We start from the raw sequence: 24,684 nt of genomic DNA, 5'->3' as shown, positions 1-24,684 counted from the left end.
GCTTCTTTTTTATTGCTCTATGAAGTTTTAAAAACTCACTTTTGCACCTAAGAATATATTACGCCCCATACGAGGGATATTTCCCCAGTCGGCATAGGTGCTATAATGGGTATCTAATAAGTTCTCGGCACCCACCTGCAATTGAAGGTTCCTTCTTCCGATAGGCAGGGTATAATCAGCCGACAGGTTATAGACGATGTAGGCAGGGGTTTTATCCTCTCCATACTCGGCACTGAATGCCGTCTGCTCAAAATCTCCATTTACAGAAGCCTGCACAGAGAACTTATCATTATTAAACCTAAGGCTCGTCTGATAGCTTAGCGGACGAATAAACGGTAGATTGCCACCATTAAAATCCTCTCCTTTTGCATAGGTCAGCATACCTTTCCAATTCCAGTTATCGGAGAAGGTATACTTCATATCCAGCGAAGCATTAAAGATTTTAGCATGTTCTAATCCCGTATAGCCTTTTACTCCTACCGATAGAATATTCATTGGATAACCGATATTCAAAATCTTACCGATGATATAATTCTTAATATAGAAGAAATTGGCTTTTGCTTCTGCACTAAACTTACCACCTTTGAAGCTCGCGAGGAAGTTGGCTTCGTGGGAGATTTCATTTTTCAGGTTAGGATTACCGATATAGTCGTATCTATCAAAACTGTTGTAGATATAGTAGCCATAGCCTTCGGAGACGGAAGGTGCTCTGTGCCCGTAGCCCAATCCGAAACTGAAACTAATAGGTGAGAAGTCCACTTTATACGAACCATAAAGGCTCGGGAGGAACCTTGTAGTCTCCTGAGGAGCTCCAGGGTGGAATATCCAAGCGAAATCCATATACTTCGCTCGGTTGTGGTGAAGGCTGGCAGAGCCTCCAAAATTAATAGAGCTTCTCTCACTTATATCCCATTGATTGCTTACTGATAGCCCGGCATAGTTTGTAGTAACTACGGGCCAGGTATAGGCAAACATCAGAGGGAGTCCATAGGCTTTTGGATACATCGTCATCTCTGCTGTAGATTCATTTTGATAGCCATTAATCTGTATCTCGGAAGCAAACTTACGCTCCTTTATTACCAGTTTGGAAAGAAGTCCATAAGTGGTGCTCCATCCTGGCATATCCATATGCACTGGGTTGTTTGGGCGTTTGGTATCATCCATATAATGTTCTATCGCATTAAAATAGAACTTGGTGTCCCAAACTTTTATCATCTTATCCTCGAATAATTGTTTATAAGATGCAGAGGTGATGAGCGCCCTTGCAAGCCATACATCCATAGGGAGAGCGGGGTAGCCCACATCTTTTGCCAAGTCAAAGATAGCATCTACCTTTACTGCAGAGAGAGGACTGGTCTTAAAGCCCAAGCCTACAGAGGTATTAAACTTATTGTATTGAGAATGGAGTACTTCCTCTCCACCTCCTGCTTTATAATTACTTGCAGTACGATAGGAAACACTTCCATCTACAACAAATCCTGGGGTGGTATAGTACACATCTCCAAGGTTAAAAAACTGGAAGTTGTTCAGCTCAGCACCTGTTTGATAAGAACCACCGAATTTTTCAGTAGTAGAGAAAGAAAATCTCCTTCGTTTGAGGTCTATTGCGCCAGCGATGGTAGAGCCGTGCAGACCACCTTCCTGACCAGACTGTATGTCTATCTTGGAAAGGTTGTTTGTCTCTACATAGGAGGTAATGGGATCCATCTTGTCGGTACACGCTCCGAAGATGTGCATACCATCAATGGTTACCACTTGTCTTTCGCTGTTCATATTATTGAGGAGAGGCTCCCAGGCGTAGGCTCCTCTTTTCACAAAGCTAATATTATCCGATGATGCCAAGTACTCGTCTACCGAGCAGTTGAGTTTTACATCATTTTGTATCTTTTTCTTTGCAAAGGTGGTTAGCGTTACGCCTTTTATTTGTTTTATACTATCTTTTTTAACTTTTTGTGCATTAATCCCAATGCCAATAAGGCATAGTGGGAGGATAAGTTTCTTCATAGAGGATGATTATAATCTGTTTTTTTAGAAAATGATATCTATAAACAATTCACTTTTCTTGCCCCATACATTTGGAGTGTGGTGGTGTGGCACTTTTGTTCCTTTTATAACGGTGCCATTCTTATCTTTGAAGATGAAGTTGAGCGTCCAAAGCCCTGTCATTGTATAGTTCACCACTCCGTGATACATTTTATCAGCCTGTTGAGTAAGGTGCTTGTTATTCGGTGAAGAGTGATTGCCCATAGATGGGTCTGGCATCCTCGGGTCGAGTTCCAAAGTAGCACCATCTACTGTGGTATATGAGAAAAGACTTGGGTCTGGTTTATCATTAATAATTTTATGCTCGAATGCTCCGTTTGCAGGCTTGATGTATTTGTACAGACCAGCTGTTAGAGGGTTTTCTTTAACTCCAGGAGTTTGTGGTTCTACAAGGGCAAGGGTATATTTCTCACCATCATTACCCATAAACTCAGTGAAGTTTCTATTGAGATATTCCAATGGAAGACTGCTCACATCTACATCTTTTTTCACTTGATAATCTACCCCTTTTACAGTATAGGAGAGGTAGAGAGACCAGTTTTTAATAGTGTTTTTCAGTTTTGCTCTTACATTTCCATTGGCATCAATTTCATATTCTATGGCATCATTTGGGTTGTTGAATACCGCAAAGCCTTCAAAAGCCTTTTTATCAGACTTAAACTCTAATTCATAAAGGTGTGGACAAGAGCTAGAAAGCCCATTATTAGTATTTGTCTGAATTGGTAAAAATTTGAAGGAGTGAACATGTATTTTCTGCTTTGAGTTTGCATCAAATACTTCTACCATAAGGGAATTGTATCCGCTAAAGAATTTCCCACCAGGAGTCTGCATAACAATCTGATGTTCTCCATTTGTAAAGGTAAGTACAGGCATCATTGTAGTTCTGTCTCTTCCTCTTGGGTTGTTATCAAAATCAGTTCTATCTGTTGTACAAGAGAGGTTGAATGCCAAAATCATTAGGCATAAAAATTTTAAGTATTTCATTTTTTTGGGGTTTTAATAGTAATTAATAATTTAAATTTTTTTGAATCAAAATTGATAAGGTAATGAAATACTTATGCAGGCGGACTGAGGAAATCGGGTGAGAGATTGTCCCAGAACGGGATCTTATAATAAAATAAATGCTTTACTTGCTCAAAATCTTGAGTTGTGGTAAGGAGGGGTAGGGGAGACTCCCAATAAAACTCTTTTTGAAATTTGGTAAAGTCAAAATTGGATTCTTTCGCTGTGTTTGGATCTTCTTTGGATACTTCTTTCAGCTTACATTTCCCCTCGCAGTGTAGGTTTTTCTTGTCTTTATTGATGCAGAAGTTTTCTATAAAACCTTTCTGATCTATAGTATAATAAAGGTGATACACAGCACCTCGAACCGTGCTGTAAAGAATCAGCAGGCTCAAAACAAATGAAATGATATGTTGTGTATTCCTTTGCATTGTTGCAAAAATAAAGAAATAAATTATATATAAATATGATAAAAAGCAGTAAAGTATACCATAGCCAATGAGATGTTTTAGAGGTACAACTTCTTTTTGTATTTTAATGGAATGATGAATTTTAAACTTGTGTTTTATTAATGTAAAAGCTTACTGCCTGATACTAATAGCTAGCCGCTAAATTATTATTATCTTTGCCAATAAAATAGGTTTAAGAATGAAGACTCAGAAGATAGGAATTACCTTTTCTGCCTTTGATTTACTACACGCGGGGCATATCAAAATGTTGGAAGAAGCTAAAACGGTTTGCGATTACCTTATCGTAGGGCTGCAGCTAGACCCTACGCACGACCGCCCGCAGAAGAACAAGCCTACACAGTCCGTCGTAGAGCGGTATATTCAGCTAAAAGCCTGCCGCTCGGTAGATGAAATTATCCCATACAACACGGAAGAAGATCTAATGGACATCCTTCAATCTTTTGTGATAGATGTTCGCATTATCGGTGATGATTATAAGGATAAAAACTTCACTGGTAAAGAATATTGCGAGCAGAAAGGAATAGAAATCTACTATAACAAAAGGGACCACAGATTCTCCAGCTCAGCACTGAAAAGAGCTGTATACGAGCAAGAAAGATCCAAAATAGAAGTTCCGAGTAAAAACTAATAATTACTAAATTATTCATCAAAAATGAAGATAAAAGAAACGCCACTTAAAGATTGTTACATCATAGAGCCTACGGTCTTTGAAGATGAGAGAGGCTACTTCTATGAAAAGTTTAATGAAAAAAAATTCGAGGAGCTCACGGGGCTTAATGGGCATTTCGTTCAGGATAATGTTTCAAAATCCTCTTACGGAGTGCTTCGTGGGCTGCATTTACAAAAGGGAGCGTTTGCGCAGGCAAAGCTCGTTTCCTGCCTTGAAGGAAGCGTGTGGGATGTAGCCTTAGACCTTAGGGAGGAGTCTCCGAGTTTCGGTAGGTGGTTCGGTATAGAGCTTAGTGCGGAGAATAAATTACAGTTTTATGTTCCGAGGGGCTTTGCACACGGTTTTGCCGTTCTTAGTGATGAAGCAGTCTTTGCCTATAAGTGTGATAATTTCTATAATAAAGAATCCGAAGGCGGCATACTTTGGAATGATTCAGACCTTAATATCGATTGGAAACTTCCTGCAGAGGCAGTCATCTTATCCGAAAAAGATAAAGTACAGGCATTATTTAAAGATAAAAATTACTAAAAAGCAATGAAATCAATTATTATAACTGGTGGAGCGGGTTTTATTGGCTCCCATACGGTAAGGGAGTTTGTGAAAAACTTACCACAAACGAAAATTATTAACCTCGATGCCCTTACCTATGCAGGGAATCTTGAAAACTTAAAGGATATAGAGAACGAGCCGAACTATATCTTTGAAAAGGCAGATATTACCCAGCCTGAAGAACTCAGACGGGTGTTTGAAAAGCATAAGCCCGATGCTGTAGTTCACCTCGCAGCAGAAAGCCATGTGGATAGGAGCATCACCGACCCGAATGCTTTTATCAATACCAATGTAGTGGGCACAGCGAATTTGCTCAACCTCTGTAAAGAGTTTTGGACGCTTAACCCAGACCATACGCACGGCAGATTCCCAAACGAAAAGCGCAAAAATCTTTTCTATCACATCTCCACAGATGAGGTGTATGGTGCATTGGGAGAGACGGGATTTTTCACAGAGGAGACGCCGTATGACCCTAAATCTCCATACTCCGCGAGCAAGGCGGCGAGCGACCATTTGGTAAGGGCATACGGGAATACTTACGGGATACCGTTCATCGTTTCTAATTGTTCCAACAACTATGGCCCCAACCACTTCCCAGAGAAATTAATTCCGCTCTGTATTTTCAATATCATTAATGAAAAACCTCTTCCTATCTACGGAGATGGTAAATATACCCGCGACTGGCTCTTTGTAATAGACCACGCGAGGGCAATTTTCCAAATCTTTAATGAAGCGAAAACAGGGGAGACTTACAATATCGGAGGCTTTAATGAGTGGCAAAATATAGATCTGATAAAAGAGCTCATCAAGCAAATGGATGCCAAGCTCGGCAGACCAGAAGGCTACTCCGAAAAGCTCATTACCTTTGTGAAAGACCGTCCAGGGCACGATAAACGATACGCAATAGACGCTACCAAGCTCAATAGAGACCTCGGCTGGAAGCCATCGGTAACCTTTGAGGAAGGATTGGCGAAGACGATAGACTGGTTCCTAAACAACCAAGAATGGTTAGAAAATGTAACCAGCGGTGAGTATCAGAAGTACTATGAAAAGCAATACAATTAAAGATTAAAATGAAAGGAATTATTCTTGCGGGAGGGTCGGGTACTCGGCTTTATCCCCTCACCATAGCCGTTAGCAAGCAGCTAATGCCCGTTTATGACAAACCGATGATTTATTATCCCATCTCTACGCTGCTTTTGGCAGGAATTAGGGAGATTTTGATTATCACAACACCGCACGACCAAGAAGCCTTTAAAAAACTACTTGGCGATGGTTCGCAAATCGGTTGTAAATTTGAATACAAGGTTCAGCCCTCACCAGATGGGCTTGCACAAGCGTTTATTCTGGGAGAAGAATTTATAGGCGAAGATTCCGTAGCCCTTGTTTTGGGTGATAATATTTTCTACGGTTCTGGGCTCCCTCAGCTTTTAGAAAGTAAGACCGATGTAAAAGGAGGCTGCGTCTTTGCTTATCCCGTTTCCGACCCAGAAAGATACGGCGTAGTAGAATTTGACGAAAACCAAAAGGCAATCTCCATAGAAGAAAAGCCATTAGCTCCGAAATCAAACTACGCGGTGCCAGGTTTGTATTTTTATGATAATTCTGTGGTGGAATACGCCAAGAATCTGAAACCATCAGCGAGAGGCGAGCTCGAGATTACCGATATTAATAAAATTTACCTTGAAAAAGGTCAGCTCGAGGTGGGTGTGATGAGTCGCGGAACCGCTTGGCTGGATACTGGGACTTTTGACTCCCTTCACGAGGCTTCTGAGTTTGTGAAAGTCCTCGAAAAAAGACAAGGCGTAAAAATCTCCTGCATCGAGGAAATCGCCTACAAAAAAGGCTTTATCGATAAGGAGCAGCTCCTAAAATCCGCAGAGAAGTACGGCAAAAGCGGCTACGGAAGCTACTTGAAAAAACTGATTTAGCACATAATAAAAGAGGAGATTCGTATGAGTCTCCTCTTCTTTTTTTACCACTTCTTCCTTTTAGAATAGATGAAGGTAATGATGACGATAAGCGCCATTATTCCAAGAGTAATGTAGTAGCCATACTCGGTTCGCAGCTCGGGCATATGCTCGAAATTCATCCCATAAAGCCCCGCAATAAAGGTAATTGGGAGGAAATATACCGAATAGATTGCCAGCAGTTTCATCACTTGATTTGCCTTTTGGTCAGAGAGTGCGATGAACATTGAGATTAAGTTGTTGACCTCTGCTGTCAGGTGTTCAAAATCCGAAATCACATCTTTGTGCTTATCCTGTAAGTCGGTATACTGAGCGTGAGAGATATCCAGAAATCTAAAATAATTCACCCAAGATGAGGATACATTCAGGATTTTTAGGTTGAGCCCCGCCTTTCTTTTAATCCTGTACAGCCTTGTGATGAGGTGGTTTTCCTTAGAATCTCTCAGGAAAATATCAGTTTCTATCTGCTCGAGTTTATCCATCAGCAGTACACTTTCTTTATCGTAGGAATTGAGGACTTTTAATGCGAGGTTCAGGGCAATCAGGTCTGGTGTAATCTCCGTTTTTAGTTTTTTTATTTCTTCCCGAAACTCGTAGATGCTTGGGTTTTTCATCCTGTGAATGGTGAGTATCGTTCCATCTAAAACGAAAATACTGAGCTTTGTGGAGATATCACTCGTCCCATTCAGTGTGCCACTTTTGGTCTCTGGCCGTATATTTTCCCTCATCAGGAAGAATTTCACATTTGCCTCCTCTTCATATTTTGGGAGGTGATTTACATCAATTGTATCTTCGAGAAGCAGTGGGTTGATTTTAAATCGCTCTTTAAGGTAAGCAAAATCCTCTGCTGTAGCCGATTCGCAGTCTATCCATTCACAGCCCTCAGTTTGGTAAATAATATCTAATGCCATCTGATAAAATTAAGATTGCAAATATAAAAAGCAGTAAGCTTTAAGCAATAGGCAGTAGGCAGTAAGCGAAACTCTGTCATCCTATGCCGAGCCCTTAGCAGGGCAGGCACTTATCCTGTCGTCATAGGAAGAGGAGAGAAAAAAGGAGGAATATAAAGATAAAAATATCAGCACCTATAAAAAGATGCTGATACGGATTAGAATATATGAGATGATTATTAGTTTATGGTTATTTTTAGCGTGTTGGCAACTGCTGGTACAGGGAATTTATTTCCCACTTTTTGTATTGGGTTATTTTCTTTTTCTGGTGTACCTCCGAAGAGGGCTTGTCGGTTCCCGGCTCCTGGGAATTGATCTACGCCAGTCCCTGAATCAAACAGTGAAGTTCTGTTGGTTACATCGCCTTTATGTTCTGCAGAGATGTTTTGTTCATTGGCATAAAACCAGTCGTTTGAAAATCCAAACATAGTGGCATAAGCCACTTTAGCACCTGTTTCTACTTTGTAGGTAGCCATCATTTTTTGCCCAGGAGCTACGGGAGTATTGCCAGCAATATATACTTCTTTTACACTTTTATCTTTTTTGAGAGATTCTTGTAATTTAGAAAAATCACCTTTTTGGGAAAGTTCTTTCAGACCGAGTCCCTGATCTTTTTTGTTTAGCTCATAGAGAGGGTTTTTCTCTCCAGTATATACTACTACCAAAGCTGGTGAAAGCCCTGTAATAATACCTGTATTTGCTTTTACTTTATTGTAAAGTTTTGTGATATCTCCCATTTGTGCCACATCGGTAATCTCTGGATTAGTCTTTTCCTTTACAGTAAAGAATGGTTTCTCGGATAAAAGCTTTTGTCCATCATAATTAGAGACCACCCAGACTCCATCTGAAAAAGGGGTGAGGTTTTGGGTTTTATCTCTAAGATTAGCACCTGCTAATTTACCTTCTGAAGTATTGGTGATTTTTAGAGTAAATACAGAGGTAGATTCGTTATAGGATAATTCAGCTTTCATTAGTTCTCTTACTTTTAGGACATTTCCTCGGGTTTCAATTACTTTATCCTCTGGGGTACCCGTTATCTCATCTTTAGTACCATTATCCCAGACTGTAAGCTGTGAAGAGACATCTCCAGTAATGGCATTCCCATTGTCATCAAAGAGTTTAATACCCGGTTGTTTGGAGGCGAAGAACCAATCGTAGGAGTTTGCAAACATAGTGGTGAACATTAGCCTCTGAGTCTTCCCAGCACTGAATGTAATACTCACAGATTCCCCAGGTTTAATTCCTTTAAAAGTACCGCTTTGGCTGAATTCTTTCGGGTTAATGATGTTTTCAAAAGTGATGGTTCTCTCCATTTTTGATTTCGCATCATCAGACATCATATTGTCTCTGTTGTGGCAAGATGATAAGAATGATACACTTACAATTCCTGTAGCTATAGTTGCTACTTTTAAAACATTTTTTCTCATTAGTTTGAATTAATTAATGGTTAGTTTATATTAGTTTTCTTATTTATTTTGGAGGAGGTAGAGGTAGTCCCCGTATCCTTCGGCTTTCATTTGTTCTTTGGGAATGAATTTTAATGAAGCTGAATTGATACAGTATCTAAGTCCTCCTTTATCCTGTGGCCCATCAGTGAACAGATGCCCGAGGTGGCTATCACCCATTTTACTGCGTACTTCGGTGCGTATCATTCCGTGAGATTTATCTATTTTCTCATCAATAAGTCCCTTGCTGATAGGTTTGGAGAAGCTCGGCCATCCACAACCTGATTCAAACTTATCGGTAGAGATAAAAAGAGGCTCGCCAGTGGTTATATCTACATAAATACCTTCTCGAAATTCGTTCCAATACTCGTTATCAAAAGGTCTTTCGGTTGCACCGTTTTGGGTTACTTCATATTGTAGAGGAGTGAGATTCTTCTTTAATGATTCAGCAGTCTGCTTCTTAAACTCCTTTTGAACGGGGTTTGCTTTCTTTGCAAGCTGAAAGAGGGACGGATTGATATGGCAGTATCCTGCAGGGTTTTTATCTAAATAATCCTGATGATAGTCCTCTGCTCTATAGAAATTTCTTAGGGGCTCGTTTTCCACTACTACAGGTGCATTGTATTTTTGGGAAAGTTTATCGAGCTCTTGTGAGATGATAAGCTTATCAGATTCATCAGTGTAATAAATCCCCGTTCTATATTGTGTGCCAATATCTCCTCCCTGCTTATTGAGGCTCGTAGGGTCTATGGTCTTAAAGTATAAATCCAATAAAAGACTTAGAGAAACCTCGTTGGGATTATAAACTACTTTTACGGTCTCTGCAAAACCTGTCTCTGTGGAGCAAACTTGCTCATAGGTTGGGTTTTCTGTATTTCCATTGGCATAGCCCACTTCTGTGGAAACTACCCCTCTTACTTGTTTGAAGAAATGCTCTGTACCCCAGAAACAGCCTCCTGCAAAATAGATTTCCTTTCCTTTTTTTTCAGTATTTACTTCCATATTTTTTAGTTTTTCCTTTGTTTGAGATGAGCAACTGAGTATTGATATCATCAAAGCCAAAATACAACTACTTTTTAAAATAATATTTTTCATCTTGTTTATTTGTTATTTGAATATCCTAAAAGTACAGCTCCCAAACCCAGATAGCATAAATCTTTCAGTATAAAGAAGTCAGTTATAGGGATATTATCCACCATACGAAATGTGTTGGGAGTAGTGAAAAGATAGCTGAGAGTGATAGAAAATAGGATAAGCATACCTGCCCCAGCAATATTCCACAGCTTCCTGAAAGTAAATCCTAATAGCAGGAGGAGAGCAATGCTGATTTCTATAATTCCTATAATATTTGAAACCGTCTGTAAGCTGAATTTTTCATATACCCAAAAGGTAATAAAGTGATTTTCTACCAAGTCTTGTATGGCTTTTGCTTCACTTGGGGTGAATTTAAAAATACCTATCCAAAGAAGAATTAATGATGCAGCGAAGATTTGTATGTAAAATCCTGTTTGCGAAATTTTATTATTTAATCTTTTTGTCATTTCTTTATACAGAAAGGAGAGGTTTTGTTATGGTTTTTCTCTCTTTCACCATTATAGTCGTACAAAGTGTGAGAACCTGACAAAAAAGCAGCCTAATTTTTTAATTTATTTTTAATTTTTTCTTTAAATAGCTGTATTTCAATATTATTAATTTCGGTGTTTTTTCTTTTGTTCAGCAGGTTTTTTAGTCCTTGATCTATTTTTATAATCTTTTTCTGATACTTTCTACAAAATTTACAGATGAGAAAATGAGAATTTAGCCTGAAACTTTCGTACAGGTTAAGGGCTCCAGAGTTTTTTTTCTCCATAAGCAAACTAGCTTTGCTACACGGTAAGAAGATATGATGTATTATTTTAACTAACATTGGCTCAAGGGGATTAAATCTTTTGTTCTATACATTCTCTTATTTGTAGTCTGCTTCTTTGCAGTATTTTCCATAGGTTAGTCGTGGTAATTCCTATTTCCTGACAAATATTTGTGGCTTTTTCTTCCTGTAGATAATATAATTTCATTAGGATTTTCCAGCGGTCGGGGAGCAGTTCCAGACAGTCCTCTAAGAAAGTTTCCCAGTTGTCTTGGGATAAATTTTCTTCATTAAGATCATATTCCCAATCGTTTAGAACGCTTTTGTCTATCCAGCTACCAGACTCATCAAAGAAATGATTAAGGCTTATGGACTGTGGATTTCTGTATTTTGCACGATAGAAATCTGATATTTTATTCAAGAGAATTTTATTAAGCCAAGTGAGAGGATTACTCTTCCCCTCGAATGAATCGTAGGATGAGTATGCAGAAATAAAAACCTCCTGCACGATATCTGACGCATCTTCATCGTTTGAAAGTAAATATACAGCCCTGCTGAGTAGGGCCTCGGAATATTCATCTACCCACCGAGAGAGTTCATCTTCTTTAGACTTCATCATTTAGTTTTGTTTGTTAATTCCATATTTTCATAGGGCAACTTCTTCTTATTTTCTCGTTTGCAAAGACCAAGAAATAGAAGGAAGAATGGGCAAAAATAAAATAAATTAGTTTTAAAAGACTAAATACAGGATATTTTTAGCAGAATACTCATAATAAAACAGACAGGATTGTTAATATAATATATTTTTGTGATTTTACGGGATAAATTGTACTAAATGTCAATCATCAAATAAGATTAAAGCAGGTTTTGTAGGAGAGCAACAAAGATATGATTGTGTATTAAAAAATGTTTGTATATTTGCAGAGTAAAGTGTAGGGTAATTCCGCGCATTACGCCAGTCACCTATATAAGGTGACTTTTTATTTATAGATATATAGTTTATCTCCCCCTTATGTATTTTAAATTATATTAGCTTTAAGCGTGTTTATATTTCTCTTTAAGATAAATTTATTGATGATATATTGAATGATTGTCACTGATATTATCTCGCTGATTATCAATATTTTAAATCCTTAAAAGACTTTTGCATAATTTCTTTTTATTATAAATTGGATAGACTAACTAATGTTTCTATTATTTTTCTCTTTTTTCTGAATAATGAAAATTGAGGAACATGTTTTTTTTGATTACTCCTTATAGAGACATCTAATAGAATATTAGCATAATTAAACAAATCTATTCGAACATCGGTAGATAAATATCCTTTATTTCCAATCAAGGTACAATTCTTTATTTACTCACGAACATCTTTTAAATAATAAATGTTATGGACAGAAGTTAGGGTAATGTCAAAGCTATGAATCACATCGCGCGCGTAACGAGCAAATAGTATGTGGCTTATATTCATAAAAGTGTGAGCTTTAAGATGTATAGTAACCATAATTTGGTGATAAAAATACTTCTCTTTTACAAATTTTTGAACAAAATGCATGAGCATTTTCGCAAATTTTTTCGGCTACTATCTATTACAAAAATATTTTCAAACTCGTTAAATTCTTTTGCAATCCTTTGTCTAATCTTTCTGTAAAGGGAGCTAACTTTTGTTTTCGTTTGTTATAAACGCTTATTTCTATATTGTCAGTCAAGGAGTTATCTACTATTCTAAAAAGCTGTAAATCAATATCTATATTTAAATATTCAGCCACAGTATTAAGATATATTAATTTCAAATCGTTCATTATAGGTTTCCTTCTTTGGAGAGGAAGAAGGTGGTGTGAAAAAAACTTTTCTAAAACATTTAAAAACCTTTCATATATTTACCCTATATTTATCCTAAGTTATTTATTTTTATTGCGTTTTCACAAAATAATATACTGATATCTCAGTTAAATAAACAACTTTTTCCTATTTATTTTTATAATGCATAATGGGTTATTAAAAATAAATTTGTACATTTGTGTCACAATTGGGGGGCGTAAAACCTCCCCGCACCTTAATCTCGAAATTAAAAAGAGTTAAGTCAGAGCGTAAATAATTTATTTACGCTCTTTTTTATAAGTATAAATTACTTCTCCATCTTTATTGATAATAATAATACTCAAAGGCATTTGGTTAAATTTATCATTTGATAATAAGTTTAATTGCTTTTTTATATTATTTATAGGTACAAATTCATTGATTTTCAATGCTATAAAATCAGCTTGTTTACGACCCTCTTTTATCATATGCCAAAGTTTAGACTTCTTGTATTTTCCCTCATAACTTTCCACTTCCCAAAAGTTTTCACCTACCTTTAGGTTGGGGACTTTTCCATAATGAGGATTGCCGTCAAAATGATAATCATACTCCCTATTGCTAGGTTTTATTTCTGGCAATACTTTTACTGGTTCATTTAGGTGATTTTTCAATGCTTTAGCGACTATCAGCTTATTTTCATATTCTCGCTCTATTCGTGGGCGTTCATTCTCAGAAGAGGTATTTTTTTTTGCTAAATCAGAGATATAAATACCATCCTTATATTCATAGTTTAATCCTTTTGTTAATAGATGGTTAGGGCGTGCATTTTTCTCGGTAAATACTTCCACTGTTCTTCTTGTGTTATTTAGAAATTCCTTAGGTGGGTCAATTATACTCTTCTTGTATGCATGTGCCTTTAATTCTTCAATTAGTATAAACATGTATTTGTATTTTAAGGTTATTAGTATCTTTTTTTATTCTCCTTTAGATTGAAAATAACAGGCTTGCCGGTGGTTATTTGTACCTTGTGACCGGCTATCCATACAGCCCCTCTTCTACTATGTTGGGCTTATCATCATTAACCTTTGACTCCGGAAAAAGAGCAAGGAATTAAAATTTGGTATCTTTTATATCCTTTTTTATTTCCTTGTTAAAGATGAGTTTACAGTTACAATTTAAAGGTTTCAAGTTGGATTTTATACGATAGAATTTATCGAGTTTCTTTTGTTCGTCAGCCTTAAAAGGTGAGGATATATCTTTTGTCTACCTTTTTAATTTCTCTTTTTAAGGAGTCATTGATCTAAGGCTACTCGATATAGAAATGGATAGATATGCCAAGGCTTGTAGTCTCTTTATTGAGTTGGTAATATAAATTCCAGCATTTCAGTATAGTTGCCTTTTGACAAAATATGGCAAGTATATAGTACTCATCCTTGTGTTTCTCAAAGAGATCCATAGCCTTATTATCTCCGTTCATTTTATAGGAGGTGTAGTGTAGGATACAAGGTATTTATACTTATGCCACAACAGCGCCTTCCCATATTTCAAAGATTGGAAAAATTTCCCAATTTTAATAAGGGGGGGATTGTTATATGTATGTTATTCGAATTCTATATTTTTTTATTGCTTTGTTTTTACAATTAATTATAGATTTCAATATTTTTAACAAATATACTAAATACCTATTTTTCTATTGTAATGCTACATCTAAAAGTCTATAAAAAGCCAGAAGCTAATAGCCAATCGCTAACGGCTATCTATGCTTCGCAAGATGAGCAGGAAACAAAATTTACCATCAGTTCTTTAGATACGGAGGAACTTCTCTGATAGTAGAGTGATTTTACTCCTTTGCGCCACGCTTCCAGAATTACATAGTTTACATCTTTTACTGGCATAGACGATGGTATTTGTAGATTGAGCGACTGTGCTTGGTCGATGTACTGCTGCCGCTGTGCCGCTTGGGAAACAATCTCCATAGGTGAGATTTCCTTAAAGGTTTTAAACACGAGTTTTTCCTCGTCCGACAGTTCTTTTAAGTGCTGTACAGAGCCGTGGTTTAGCATTATGCTTCTCCAAGTCTCCTCGTCGTCTATACCTTTTTGCTCCAAAACCTTTTTCAGGTACTTATTTTTACGAATGAAGTTTCCTTTTGCGAGCCCTGCCTTGTAGTAGTTTGAGGAGAAAGGCTCTATCCCTGGTGAGGTTTGCCCGAGAATAGCCGAACTGGAAGTTGTAGGAGCTATCGCGAGAAGGGTAGCATTTCTCATACCGTAGCCTTTCAGAAGTTCTGGTTCGCCATAGATATTGGCAAGCTCTCGTGATGCAGCTTCTGCCTGCTCTTTTATATGTTTGAATGCACGAGCATTGAACTGCGTAGCTTCGAAGCTCTCGAAAGGTATCATATTTTTTTGCAGATAGGAATGATAACCGAGTACTCCCAAGCCTAACGCCCTATGGCGCATAGCGAAGTTTCTCGCACCTTGGAGGTAATAATTGCCCTCGGTCTTTTCTATAAATTCTGAGAGTACAGCGTCTAAGAAGTAGATGGCAAGCTTTACGGCATTGGTATCTTTCCATTCGTCGAAGAGTTCTAAGTTCATCGAAGAGAGGCAACAGATAAAGGATTCATCTGTGGTGGAAGGGAGCATTATCTCGGAGCAGAGGTTGCTCGAATTAATCATCAAACCGAGATCTTTATAAACCTGAGGTTTATTTCTATTAACATTATCGGTAAAGAAAATATATGGCAAGCCTTTTTGCTGTCGGCTTTCGAGAACTCTTGCCCAGATTCTCCGCTTCTCTGCATCGCCGTCTATCATATCTTGCATCCAGTAGTCGGGTACGCAGACTCCAAAGAAAAGGTTCTGTATGGGTGAGCCTATGTCTTTTATCGTTAAAAACTCCTCAATATCCCCGTGGTCTATATCAAGGTATGCGGCAAATGCACCTCGGCGTACACCCCCTTGAGACACAACATCCATAGAAGTATCAAAGAGTTTCATAAAGGATACGGCGCCAGAAGATTTCCCATTATCGGTTACGGCAGTGCCTCTGTGGCGTAGCTCGCCGAAGTATCCAGAGGTTCCTCCACCGATTTTGGTCTGCATAATCACCTCCCCCATCTTGTGGGTAATGCCCTCTATACTGTCTGGGATGTGGACATTGAAACAAGAAATCGGTAAGCCTCTTTGCGTACCCATATTTGCCCAAACGGGTGAGGAGAAGGAAATCCACCCTTTGGTAATCATTTCCTTAAAGGCAGTTTTCAGTTCGGGTTTGTATAGTCTTTTCGCAGCGGCAGTCGTGATTCTATCGATGGCGCCTTCTACGGTTTCGCCTTTGAGGAGGTAGCCTCGGTTGAGCATCTGTTCAGACTCGTCATTGAGCCACCATATTTCTTGTGTTTCTTCCATTATTTTTCCCAAAAATGTTTTATTATTAAACTTTGATTAATCTTATTATTTCGTTAAAAAAAATTAATTCTGTAATAGAGATTCCTGCTATAGAATTTAAATCTACCTTATTTAAGACTATCATCTTTTATGAGGTTAGGTTTTGTAATAAAAACCTTTATTCCTCGTCGAGATTGAATCTATCGCAGGGCTCGGTAGCACCGATCTTGAATTTATTAATGTGCGTAAATACTACGGCAGGGTCGGCTTCCATAAACTGGAGGGCTTTCTTCACGCAGTAGTCCATTTTATACGCTACGGAGATACAGGCTCTGTGCCCATTTACGATTGCCATACCGAGGTAGAGGTGTTCTCCCCATTTAAAGTTCTCGGTGTGGTTTTCATCAATTTCTTTTAAAATTTTCTTTGTCATCCAATTACTTATTTCGTTTAATTTATTTCAAACCGCTTACAGGCTTTGAGCTCTCCTACTTTTACCTTGTTGATATAGGCGAACTTAATCTGAGGCACGGAGGTGGCAAACTGCTCGGCTTTCTTGATGCAGTAGTCTATTTTGTATGCCACTGCGATGCAAACTTTCTGCTCGCCAACGAGTGCCATCGCCATATAGATGTACTCTCCGAGCCTGAATTTATCGGACTTTATATAGTCCAACTCCTGTAGAATCTCCTTTGTCATAGTCATTTCATTTAATTATTGAGTGTGGAATCCTAAGAATTAGAATAAATCATCTCCAGTGATGGATTTATCGTGCTTCGTGTATGCCGTTGGTCTTTTGGCGAAGAAGTCATCCAGCTCATTAGCGAAGACATCTTCATCAAACCATTTCATTTTGGAGTATTGCTGTGGTGTTATATCAAAAATCTTGTTATATCCCAGCTGAGTGATCGCCATATCTACCCTATACTTCATAAAGTTTAGCACATCTTCCTTTGTGTAGAAGGAGAGCTCGCCGTTTTCATAAATCCAATCTAACAGTTCGGATTCATAGCTTATATAGTCCTTTATAATGGTCTCTAAGGTCTCCTGAGAGAGGCGCTCCTCTGGGTATTCTTCAAAGATTTTACCGAGGATATAGACCCCTGCGTTGGCGTGGGTTTGCTCATCTACGGAAGTCCAAGCGATGATATTGGCAGTATTCTTCATATATCCTTTAAACCTTGTGAAAGAGAGGATATTGGCAAATTGGCTGAAAAGCGAAGTATTTTCAATTACAATGACGAAAAACAGAAGTTTATTAATAAACGAAATGTCTTGTCCAAAGTGTTTCTCGAACAATTCGAGCTTTCGTTTGAAGATAGGGACTTCTACTAATTTCTCAAATTCATTGTTGTAGCCCAAGACTTCCAACAGCCTGGAATACGCCTCGCTATGCCTGAATTCAGACTCTGCAAAGGTTGCCCCCACGCCATTAAACTCTGGCTTTGGGATGTACTTATAGAGATCTCCCCAGAAAGTCTTCACGGCTACCTCTACCTGTGCAATGCCTAAGAGGCTACGCTTTACGACCTCCTTCTCGGAAGGTGATAGGTTAGACTTGAAATCCTGCACATCGGCAGTGAATTCTACTTCGGAATGTACCCAAAATGATTTGTTCATTGCATCGGTAAACTGCAAAACTTCTGGGTACTCAAATGGTTTGTAGCTTACTCTTTTGTCAAATATTCCCATAGTATTTTCATTAAGAAATTGATTGATCTACTTGTTCAACTGAATAAAAAAAGAGTTTTTTCTCTCTCTTATCGCTGACGACAAAAATATAAAATGCATCCTAATCTCAAAAGGCAGAAAAAATAACCATTTGATAGGAAATACTTAAAGTTTTCCACAATTATAGCAATGTACTATCAATAAAGGCTTAGCGCAATGTCCAAATCTTAGAAGTGCTTTAAAAGGGTTTTTTAATTAAATAGAAAGTTGTAAATAATTGAATTTAAATATAATATAATTAAACAAAAAAATAGTACCTTTCGAATTGTAACATTTGTATCAAAAGCATTACTTATCCCTCAAATGGAAAATTCTATGTCTCAACCTTTGCTTAAAATAGAAAACCTACACAAATCCTATGATATGGGGCTGTCTAAGCTCCATGTTTTAAAAGGTATTAATCTCAGCATCTCGGAGGGAGAATTTGTATCTATTATGGGCTCTTCGGGTTCGGGTAAGTCTACCCTGCTCAATATCATCGGTATCCTTGACCAAAAGGATAGCGGTACTTATGAGCTCAATGGTATCCCGATAGAGCATTTGAACGAATCAAAGTCGGCAGACTACCGTTCCAAATTTCTCGGCTTTATCTTCCAGTCATTTAATTTAATCAGCTATAAATCTGCACTTGAAAATGTAGCTTTACCGCTCTACTACCAGAATGTAAGCCGAAAGGAACGCAACAAAAAAGCAATGGAATACTTGGAAAAAGTAGGCTTGAAAGACTGGGCAAATCACCTACCCAATGAACTCTCGGGAGGGCAAAAGCAAAGGGTCGCCATAGCACGGGCATTGGTAACCAATCCGAGAATTATCCTCGCCGATGAACCTACGGGCGCTTTAGACAGCAAGACCACTCACGATATTATGAAGCTCTTGCAGGAGATTAATAACGAAGGGAAGACCATCATCATCGTAACCCACGAACCCGATGTAGCCGCCCAGACCAAAAGGAATGTCTTCCTGAAAGATGGTATAATAGAAAGTGATGAAGTCATTGAACAAGTCGTGCTCTAAAACCTATCAATAAAGCAAAAGCCAAAGAATTTTAACACTCAACTTAAAAACCGATTAGAATGTTTGATTTAGACCGCTGGCAGGAGATTTTTAGTTCTATCCGAAGTAATTTGCTTCGGACGGTGCTCTCTGGCTTTACCGTAGCTTTGGGCTTGTACATCTTCATCGTGCTTTTTGGGATAGGTAATGGTCTGGCAAATGCTTTTAATCAGGGTTTTAGAAGTGCTCAGAACCTTATTACATTCTCTACGGGGCATACTTCTATTGCTTATGCAGGGCTCCAATCTAACCGAAAAATCAGTTTTAATAATACCGACCTCAGTAGTATAAGAGAGGAAAATAAGGAGAATATAGAATACTCAGCGCCAACTTATACCACATACTGGAAGGTGAAGTACGGCAAAGAAAGTGGGGGCTACAGAATCAATGGTGCAGGAGAAGAGGAAGTCTATATTGCGAATAGAAAAGTTTTGGACGGACGATACCTCTCTCCAAGGGATATTAAAGAGAAGAAGTTCGTAGCCGTTATCGGGAGAATGGTACAGAGAGACCTTATAAAAAACGGTACACCTATCGGTAAGGAGCTGGACATTAATGGAACTGCATTTAAGGTGATCGGAGTTTTCTCGGATAATAATGGCGATTGGGAAGAGCGCACCATCAGTATTCCTGTTAGCACAATGCAGCAGCTCAGGAAGAGTTCGGATACCCTGTCAAGAATATCCATTACCTACGATATGAAGCTCTCTACCGACGAAGCCATAGCCTTTGGTGATGAGGTGAAGCGCCAGCTCCAAGAGCGAAAGAAAGTATCTCCAGAAGATGAGGAAGCGATTACGGTATTCAACAACGCAAAGAATGGTAAGGAAGGAGCGATATTTATCGGTGTTATTGGGATTATTGTAGGTTTTATCGGTATTGGGACACTTATCGCAGGGATTATCGGCATCAGTAATATTATGGTGTATATCGTAAAGGAACGAACGCTAGAAATCGGAATACGGAAGGCGATTGGAGCTAAGCCTATGAGTATCGTAGGGCTTATCTTGCAGGAGAGTATCGTGATTACGGTATTATCGGGGATTATTGGGGGGGCTTTGGGCGTTTTGTCATTAAACCTCATCGGAAACAGATTTGAAGAATACTTCATCTTAAACCCGAATGTAGGCTGGGGAGTTATCATTTCTGCATTTATCTGCCTTATCATTTCTGGGGCTATTGCGGGCTTTGTACCTGCCTATCGGGCATCAAAGATAAAACCCATAGAGGCATTAAGGGGATAATTACTCATATCAAAAGAAAAAGCGAGATGAATATCATATTTAAAATAGATACTTGGCAGGAGATTTATCATTCCCTACGGAATAATAAACTTCGGACTTTCCTTACAATGATAGGAGTGGGCTGGGGAATGTTTCTCTATGTAACCCTCCTCGGTGCTGCCAAAGGTATGGAGAATGGCTTCAATAAGCTCTTCTCTGGCTTTGCTACCAATACGATTTTCCTTTGGGGGCAGGAGACAACCATCCCCTATGGTGGTTTTCCTAAGGGGAGAACGGTCTATATTCATCTTTCAGACATAGAATATTTGAAGAAGAAAATCCCAGAGATTGATTATATCTCTCCGCAAAACTCAAGAGGAGATTTCGGTACGAGTGGAGTAACGATGGTGAGAGGTACCAAATCTGCCACCTATATCCTGAAAGGCGATTATCCCATCGGTAATAAAATAGCAGAGAAGAGGCTTCTGTTTGGCAGGTATTTAAATGATGCTGATGTCTCAGAAAATAAAAATGTAGTAGTCATCGGTGAGCAGATTTACAAGAACTTCTTCGATGCTAAAAAGAACGAAAACCCTGTTGGCAAAACAATTAATATCAAAGGGATTTTCTTTACTGTTATTGGAGTTTTTAGTGTTAAAAAGTCCATCGGTATTGATAGTGATAATAGCGCTTATATCCCCTTATCCACTTTTACCAAAATGTATAACGATGGTGATAAAGTAGATTTCTTTGCCATTGTATCAAAGTCCGATGCAGATATCGGTAGAGTGGATGAAAGAATAAAAGAAGTACTCAAAGGCCGATACAGCATATCACCAGAAGATACCAATGCCTATGGGGCATTCAACCTCGGTAATGAGTTTAAAAAAGTAACGGGCTTCCTTAATGGTATGCAGCTCCTCACGATTATTGTCGGCACGCTTACGATTATCGCGGGGGTTATTGCCATTTCAAACATCCTTCTCATCACGGTAAAGGAGCGAACGAAAGAAATAGGTATCCGCCGTGCGCTCGGGGCAAAACCTTCGGAGGTGAGGAATCAGATTCTCTTGGAGAGCGTCGTTATCACCCTTTCATCGGGCTTAATAGGCTTTATTTTCGGTATGCTGGTCTTGATGCTACTGAATCTCGCTACAAAAAATCAGGAAGATGCACCGTTTTACAACCCTACGGTCAATTACCTCAATGTATTTGGTGCAATGGCGATAATGGTCATACTGGGGCTTATCATCGGTTTAATCCCCGCACAGAGAGCCATCAGCATTCGCCCGATAGATGCACTGAGAAGTGAATAAAGAATAAGAATAAACATTAAAACATCAATAAAAATTAATCTAATCTCTATAACAATGAAAAAGACAATTTATATCGTACTCGGGCTTATCGCATTCGTTGCTTTATCGTCTGTCATCGGATATCTTATCAGCTCCAATATCTCCGAGCGCAAGGAATTCCTCACCCGAAAACCTATCGTACAGGATATGGAGGATAAAGTAATGGCAACGGGGAAGATTGTACCCAAAGAAGAGATAGAAATCAAACCCAATATCTCGGGGATTATCGATAAAATCTTCGTAAAGGAGGGAGATAAAGTTGTTGCAGGGCAGTTGGTCGCTACCCTCCGCATCGTTCCCAGCGTGGCGAGTGTAAATTCTGCTCTCCAAGAGGTGAGCAATGCAGAGCTGCAAATCAATAACGCCAAAGCCAACCTTGCCAACCAGCAACAACAGTTTGCAATGCAGGAGAACCTCTACAAACAGGGCGTTATCTCCAAGCAGGAGTACCTCACTGCTCAGCAGCAGCTCTATGCCAATCAGCAGAGCCTCAAAAACGCACAGCAGCTCCTCTCCACCGCTCAGAAAAACCTCCAAATAGCGCGTACAGGGGCTACTCCTGAGCTTCAAAATATGGCGACTACCCAGATTCGCTCTAAGGCAAACGGCACCGTCCTCGAAGTTCCCGTAAAAACAGGAAGCCAAGTGATAGAAGCTAATTCCTTCAATGCGGGCACCACCATTTGCTCCATCGCAGACCTCAGCTACCTTATCTTCGAGGGTAAGATTGATGAAGCACAAGTCGGTAAGATTAAAGAGGGAATGGAGATGAACATCATCATCGGAGCATTGCAAAACAAGACCTTTGCTGGAAAGATGACCCTCATCGCCCCAAAAGGAACCGAAGAGAGTGGTACCATAAAATTCCCTGTAAAGGGAAGCGTTCTCAATCCGAATAACGAATACATCCGTGCAGGCTTCTCTGCCAATGGAGAGATTATCCTCAGCTCCCAGAAAAATGCCCTCCTCCTCGACGAATCTCTCATCCAATACGAAAAAATAAAAGGCAACGACGCGCCATTCGTAGAAGTAAAGCAGCCAGGAGGTTCATTTAAGAAAGTCTTCGTAAAACTCGGTGCAAGCGATGGCGTGAATGTACAAATCCTCTCAGGAATAGATAAAAATGCCGAAGTAAAAGTCTGGAACCCCTCAGATAAAGATAAAGAAGAATTGAAAAAGCAGCCATAGCCCACTGCGTGGGGAGCACATCTTGCAAGTGGCGCACTTAGCCGTAGCACGGCAGGCACTTAGTAGGGACACTAGCGTGTTGATAATTGGCTTTTAGGTATAGCATCATTAGCATTATAACAGAAAATCCCCCTAGATGATTTGTCTAGGGGGAAGTTTTTAAAAAGGGGTCATAGACCCTATTATTTGGGTCAGAGACCCCATCATTTGGGTCAGAGACCCTATCTTTTGGGTTAAAAAGGCCGTCATTTAGGTTAAAAACCCGAACGATTAGGTGGGTCACCGTATTCAATTAGGTTCAGGACCTAAAATTTTAGGTTAGAAACCAGAATTTTTAGGTTAAGAACCTAAAAGTTGATAAAAAACAGCGTATTTTTTTATTAAAACGATAATTGGCGGTTGGCTGTTAGCTAATAGCAATTAGCTATTTGTTAGAAGCCTTATATTTGTGCAAGTCAAAGATTAAGATATGAATGAATTACTGCTTCAATACCTTTGGAATCACAAGGTTTTTGGTACTCATCTTTTTCAGGATACGGAGGGAAATCCTGTGAAGGTATTAGACTTTGGAAGCTGGAACCGAGATGCTGGGGCAGACTTCCAAGTTGCAAGGATAGAGACGAACGGAATTCGCTTTTCGGGGCATATAGAACTGCACTTGCGCTCGTCGGATTGGGATTTGCACGGGCACTCCAAAGATGAGGCGTATCAGAATGTAATTCTCCACGCTGTCTTTATTCACGACAAGGAAATCGCCTTCCTTAAGGAGCGAAATATCCCCACAATAGAACTCAAAAATTATATTAGCCCAGAGGTTATTGCTCGGTATGAAGTGCTGGCTTCAAAGGCAGAATTTATTCCCTGCCAAGAGCTTTTCCTCGGTCAGAAGCAGTCTGAGGACTTCCACAGAGAGAACCTTTTGAAGAAGCTGGATGAGAAATCTGAGAAAATTCAACGGGAATTAGAGCGTTATAAGAACGATTACGAGGCAGTGCTCTTCCATTATATGGCGTATAGCTTCGGGCTGAAGGTAAATGCCGAGATATTTAAAAGCATCGCCGAAAGCGCTCCGTTTTCTACCATCAGGAAGCTCAGTCAGGAGGCAAAGCAGCTGGAGTCTTTCCTCTTTGGGAAGGCTGGCTGGCTCACTCATTCTACCGATGAAGAGCACCAGAGCTGGAAGAGGGAGTATGATTTTATCACTAAGAAATTTAATCTCGGTAGTATCTGCTTCTCTCCAAAATTTCTAAGGCTAAGGCCGGCGAACTTCCCAACTATTAGGCTCTCTCAGCTGGCGCAGGTCTATCATCTCAATCAAAATCTATTTTCAAAGATAATGGAGGCAAAAACCTATCCTGAGCTGAGGAATCTTTTTAGCGGAGTGAAGGCTTCCAGCTATTGGGATACGCATTTTAAGTTTGGGAAGGAGGTAGCAAAATCTCAACCGAAGAAGCTCAGTGCAGCCTTTATTGACCTTATCATCATCAATGTCATTCTCCCTATGAAATATACTTATTACAGCGCTTTTGAGGAGAAAAGAGGGGAAATGAAGGAAGAAATCATCGGTCTTTATAAGGAAATCCCTGCCGAGAAAAATACGATTATCTCCGAATGGAAAGCGCTCGGTTGTGAGGTAAAAAATGCACTGCAAAGCCAGAGCTATCTCTACCAATACAGGAGTTTCTGCCTTAGAAAAAAATGTTTAAATTGCGCCGTCGGTTTGCAGATTCTCAGGAAATCGGAGCCTAATTAATACTTAATAATAAGATATGTTTAGCAACTTACGCCATAAAATGGAGCGCGAATGGTTCGGGGTACTTACACGGTTCGGTACAAAGCTCGGGATTCCCGTTTCTAAACTCAGGGTATTTTTTATTTATTCAACCTTTGCTACGGCGGGTTTTTTCTTTCTTATCTACCTCGCTATGGCGTTTATGCTTTGGGTGAAAGATATTTTTATCGTGAGGAGACCCAGCGTTTTTGATTTATAGCTGAAC

23 protein-coding genes and 1 pseudogene are annotated in these 24,684 nt (G+C 39.2%); 10 read left to right on the top strand and 14 right to left on the bottom strand.

The window, feature by feature from the left end; all coding sequences use genetic code 11:
- Positions 1–27 precede the first annotated feature (27 nt).
- The 3 genes from D8991_RS07075 to D8991_RS07065 all read right to left on the bottom strand — a co-directional run bounded on the left by D8991_RS07075 (position 28) and on the right by D8991_RS07065 (position 3,476).
- Positions 28–2,004, bottom strand: coding sequence for a porin family protein (locus D8991_RS07075; protein ID WP_120489438.1), 1,977 nt, complete (start codon positions 2,002–2,004; stop codon positions 28–30).
- A 24-nt stretch (positions 2,005–2,028) separates the two neighbouring features.
- Entirely contained in the window at positions 2,029–3,027 is a 999-nt protein-coding gene (locus D8991_RS07070) for a hypothetical protein (RefSeq protein WP_162926745.1), read from the bottom strand.
- Positions 3,028–3,098: 71 nt separating this feature from the next.
- Positions 3,099–3,476, bottom strand: coding sequence for a hypothetical protein (locus D8991_RS07065; protein ID WP_120489436.1), 378 nt, complete (start codon positions 3,474–3,476; stop codon positions 3,099–3,101).
- 217 nt (positions 3,477–3,693) lie between these two features.
- Here D8991_RS07065 and D8991_RS07060 point away from each other — a divergent pair, with 217 nt between their 5' ends.
- Genes D8991_RS07060 through rfbA form a run of 4 tightly spaced genes read left to right on the top strand, consistent with a single transcriptional unit; the run spans position 3,694 to position 6,665 of the window.
- A complete protein-coding gene (locus D8991_RS07060; protein WP_120489435.1) occupies positions 3,694–4,143 on the top strand; it encodes an adenylyltransferase/cytidyltransferase family protein in 450 nt (149 codons plus the stop codon).
- A gap of 24 nt (positions 4,144–4,167) precedes the next feature.
- On the top strand, positions 4,168–4,713 hold the full coding sequence (rfbC, locus tag D8991_RS07055) for a dTDP-4-dehydrorhamnose 3,5-epimerase (RefSeq protein WP_120489434.1): 546 nt from the start codon (positions 4,168–4,170) through the stop codon (positions 4,711–4,713).
- Between the two features lie 6 nt (positions 4,714–4,719).
- Positions 4,720–5,799, top strand: a complete 1,080-nt coding sequence (gene rfbB, locus D8991_RS07050) for a dTDP-glucose 4,6-dehydratase (protein WP_120489433.1) — start codon at positions 4,720–4,722, stop codon at positions 5,797–5,799.
- An 8-nt stretch (positions 5,800–5,807) separates the two neighbouring features.
- Positions 5,808–6,665 carry a glucose-1-phosphate thymidylyltransferase RfbA gene (gene rfbA / locus D8991_RS07045; protein ID WP_120489432.1) on the top strand — a complete coding sequence of 286 codons (858 nt, stop codon included), beginning with the start codon at positions 5,808–5,810 and terminating at the stop codon, positions 6,663–6,665.
- 44 nt (positions 6,666–6,709) lie between these two features.
- Here the strand turns inward: rfbA and D8991_RS07040 are convergent, their stop codons facing one another.
- From D8991_RS07040 to D8991_RS06985, 11 genes and pseudogenes are all read right to left on the bottom strand, one after another.
- Complete coding sequence (locus tag D8991_RS07040; RefSeq protein ID WP_120489431.1) at positions 6,710–7,615, bottom strand: CorA family divalent cation transporter; 906 nt, start codon at positions 7,613–7,615, stop codon at positions 6,710–6,712.
- 218 nt (positions 7,616–7,833) lie between these two features.
- Positions 7,834–9,081 (bottom strand): spondin domain-containing protein, encoded by a 1,248-nt coding sequence (locus D8991_RS07035; RefSeq protein ID WP_120489430.1) that lies wholly within the window; start codon positions 9,079–9,081, stop codon positions 7,834–7,836.
- 39 nt (positions 9,082–9,120) lie between these two features.
- Entirely contained in the window at positions 9,121–10,194 is a 1,074-nt protein-coding gene (msrA, locus tag D8991_RS07030; protein ID WP_120489429.1) for a peptide-methionine (S)-S-oxide reductase MsrA, read from the bottom strand.
- Between the two features lie 5 nt (positions 10,195–10,199).
- Positions 10,200–10,640, bottom strand: coding sequence for a DUF417 family protein (locus D8991_RS07025; protein ID WP_120489428.1), 441 nt, complete (start codon positions 10,638–10,640; stop codon positions 10,200–10,202).
- Between the two features lie 378 nt (positions 10,641–11,018).
- Positions 11,019–11,564, bottom strand: a complete 546-nt coding sequence (locus D8991_RS07015; protein ID WP_221407575.1) for an RNA polymerase sigma factor — start codon at positions 11,562–11,564, stop codon at positions 11,019–11,021.
- Positions 11,565–11,964: 400 nt separating this feature from the next.
- Positions 11,965–12,822: pseudogene (locus D8991_RS07010) on the bottom strand (IS982 family transposase).
- Positions 12,823–13,041: 219 nt separating this feature from the next.
- Entirely contained in the window at positions 13,042–13,683 is a 642-nt protein-coding gene (locus D8991_RS07005) for a hypothetical protein (protein WP_120489426.1), read from the bottom strand.
- An 816-nt stretch (positions 13,684–14,499) separates the two neighbouring features.
- Positions 14,500–16,155 (bottom strand): ribonucleoside-diphosphate reductase subunit alpha, encoded by a 1,656-nt coding sequence (locus D8991_RS07000; protein WP_120489425.1) that lies wholly within the window; start codon positions 16,153–16,155, stop codon positions 14,500–14,502.
- A 157-nt stretch (positions 16,156–16,312) separates the two neighbouring features.
- Entirely contained in the window at positions 16,313–16,567 is a 255-nt protein-coding gene (locus tag D8991_RS06995; RefSeq protein WP_120489424.1) for a hypothetical protein, read from the bottom strand.
- A gap of 17 nt (positions 16,568–16,584) precedes the next feature.
- Positions 16,585–16,833 (bottom strand): hypothetical protein, encoded by a 249-nt coding sequence (locus tag D8991_RS06990; RefSeq protein ID WP_245957201.1) that lies wholly within the window; start codon positions 16,831–16,833, stop codon positions 16,585–16,587.
- A gap of 39 nt (positions 16,834–16,872) precedes the next feature.
- Positions 16,873–17,826, bottom strand: coding sequence for a ribonucleotide-diphosphate reductase subunit beta (locus D8991_RS06985; RefSeq protein ID WP_120489422.1), 954 nt, complete (start codon positions 17,824–17,826; stop codon positions 16,873–16,875).
- A gap of 366 nt (positions 17,827–18,192) precedes the next feature.
- Between D8991_RS06985 and D8991_RS06980 the strand changes: the two genes are divergently transcribed.
- From D8991_RS06980 to D8991_RS06955, 6 genes are all read left to right on the top strand, one after another.
- A complete protein-coding gene (locus D8991_RS06980) occupies positions 18,193–18,882 on the top strand; it encodes an ABC transporter ATP-binding protein (RefSeq protein WP_120489732.1) in 690 nt (229 codons plus the stop codon).
- Between the two features lie 59 nt (positions 18,883–18,941).
- Entirely contained in the window at positions 18,942–20,165 is a 1,224-nt protein-coding gene (locus D8991_RS06975) for an ABC transporter permease (protein WP_120489421.1), read from the top strand.
- Between the two features lie 26 nt (positions 20,166–20,191).
- Positions 20,192–21,460 (top strand): ABC transporter permease, encoded by a 1,269-nt coding sequence (locus D8991_RS06970; RefSeq protein WP_185123862.1) that lies wholly within the window; start codon positions 20,192–20,194, stop codon positions 21,458–21,460.
- A 54-nt stretch (positions 21,461–21,514) separates the two neighbouring features.
- A complete protein-coding gene (locus D8991_RS06965) occupies positions 21,515–22,687 on the top strand; it encodes an efflux RND transporter periplasmic adaptor subunit (protein ID WP_120489419.1) in 1,173 nt (390 codons plus the stop codon).
- A gap of 469 nt (positions 22,688–23,156) precedes the next feature.
- Positions 23,157–24,440: a DUF2851 family protein gene (locus D8991_RS06960; protein WP_120489418.1), complete on the top strand. Its 1,284-nt coding sequence runs from the start codon at positions 23,157–23,159 to the stop codon at positions 24,438–24,440.
- Between the two features lie 16 nt (positions 24,441–24,456).
- Complete coding sequence (locus tag D8991_RS06955; RefSeq protein WP_120489417.1) at positions 24,457–24,678, top strand: PspC family transcriptional regulator; 222 nt, start codon at positions 24,457–24,459, stop codon at positions 24,676–24,678.
- Positions 24,679–24,684 lie beyond the last annotated feature (6 nt).

This window comes from Bergeyella cardium (assembly GCF_003614945.1).
Classification (GTDB): Bacteria; Bacteroidota; Bacteroidia; order Flavobacteriales; family Weeksellaceae; genus Bergeyella_A; species Bergeyella_A cardium.
Note: the sequence above shows the minus strand (reverse complement) of the source record. Positions and strands in the feature narration are given on the sequence as shown.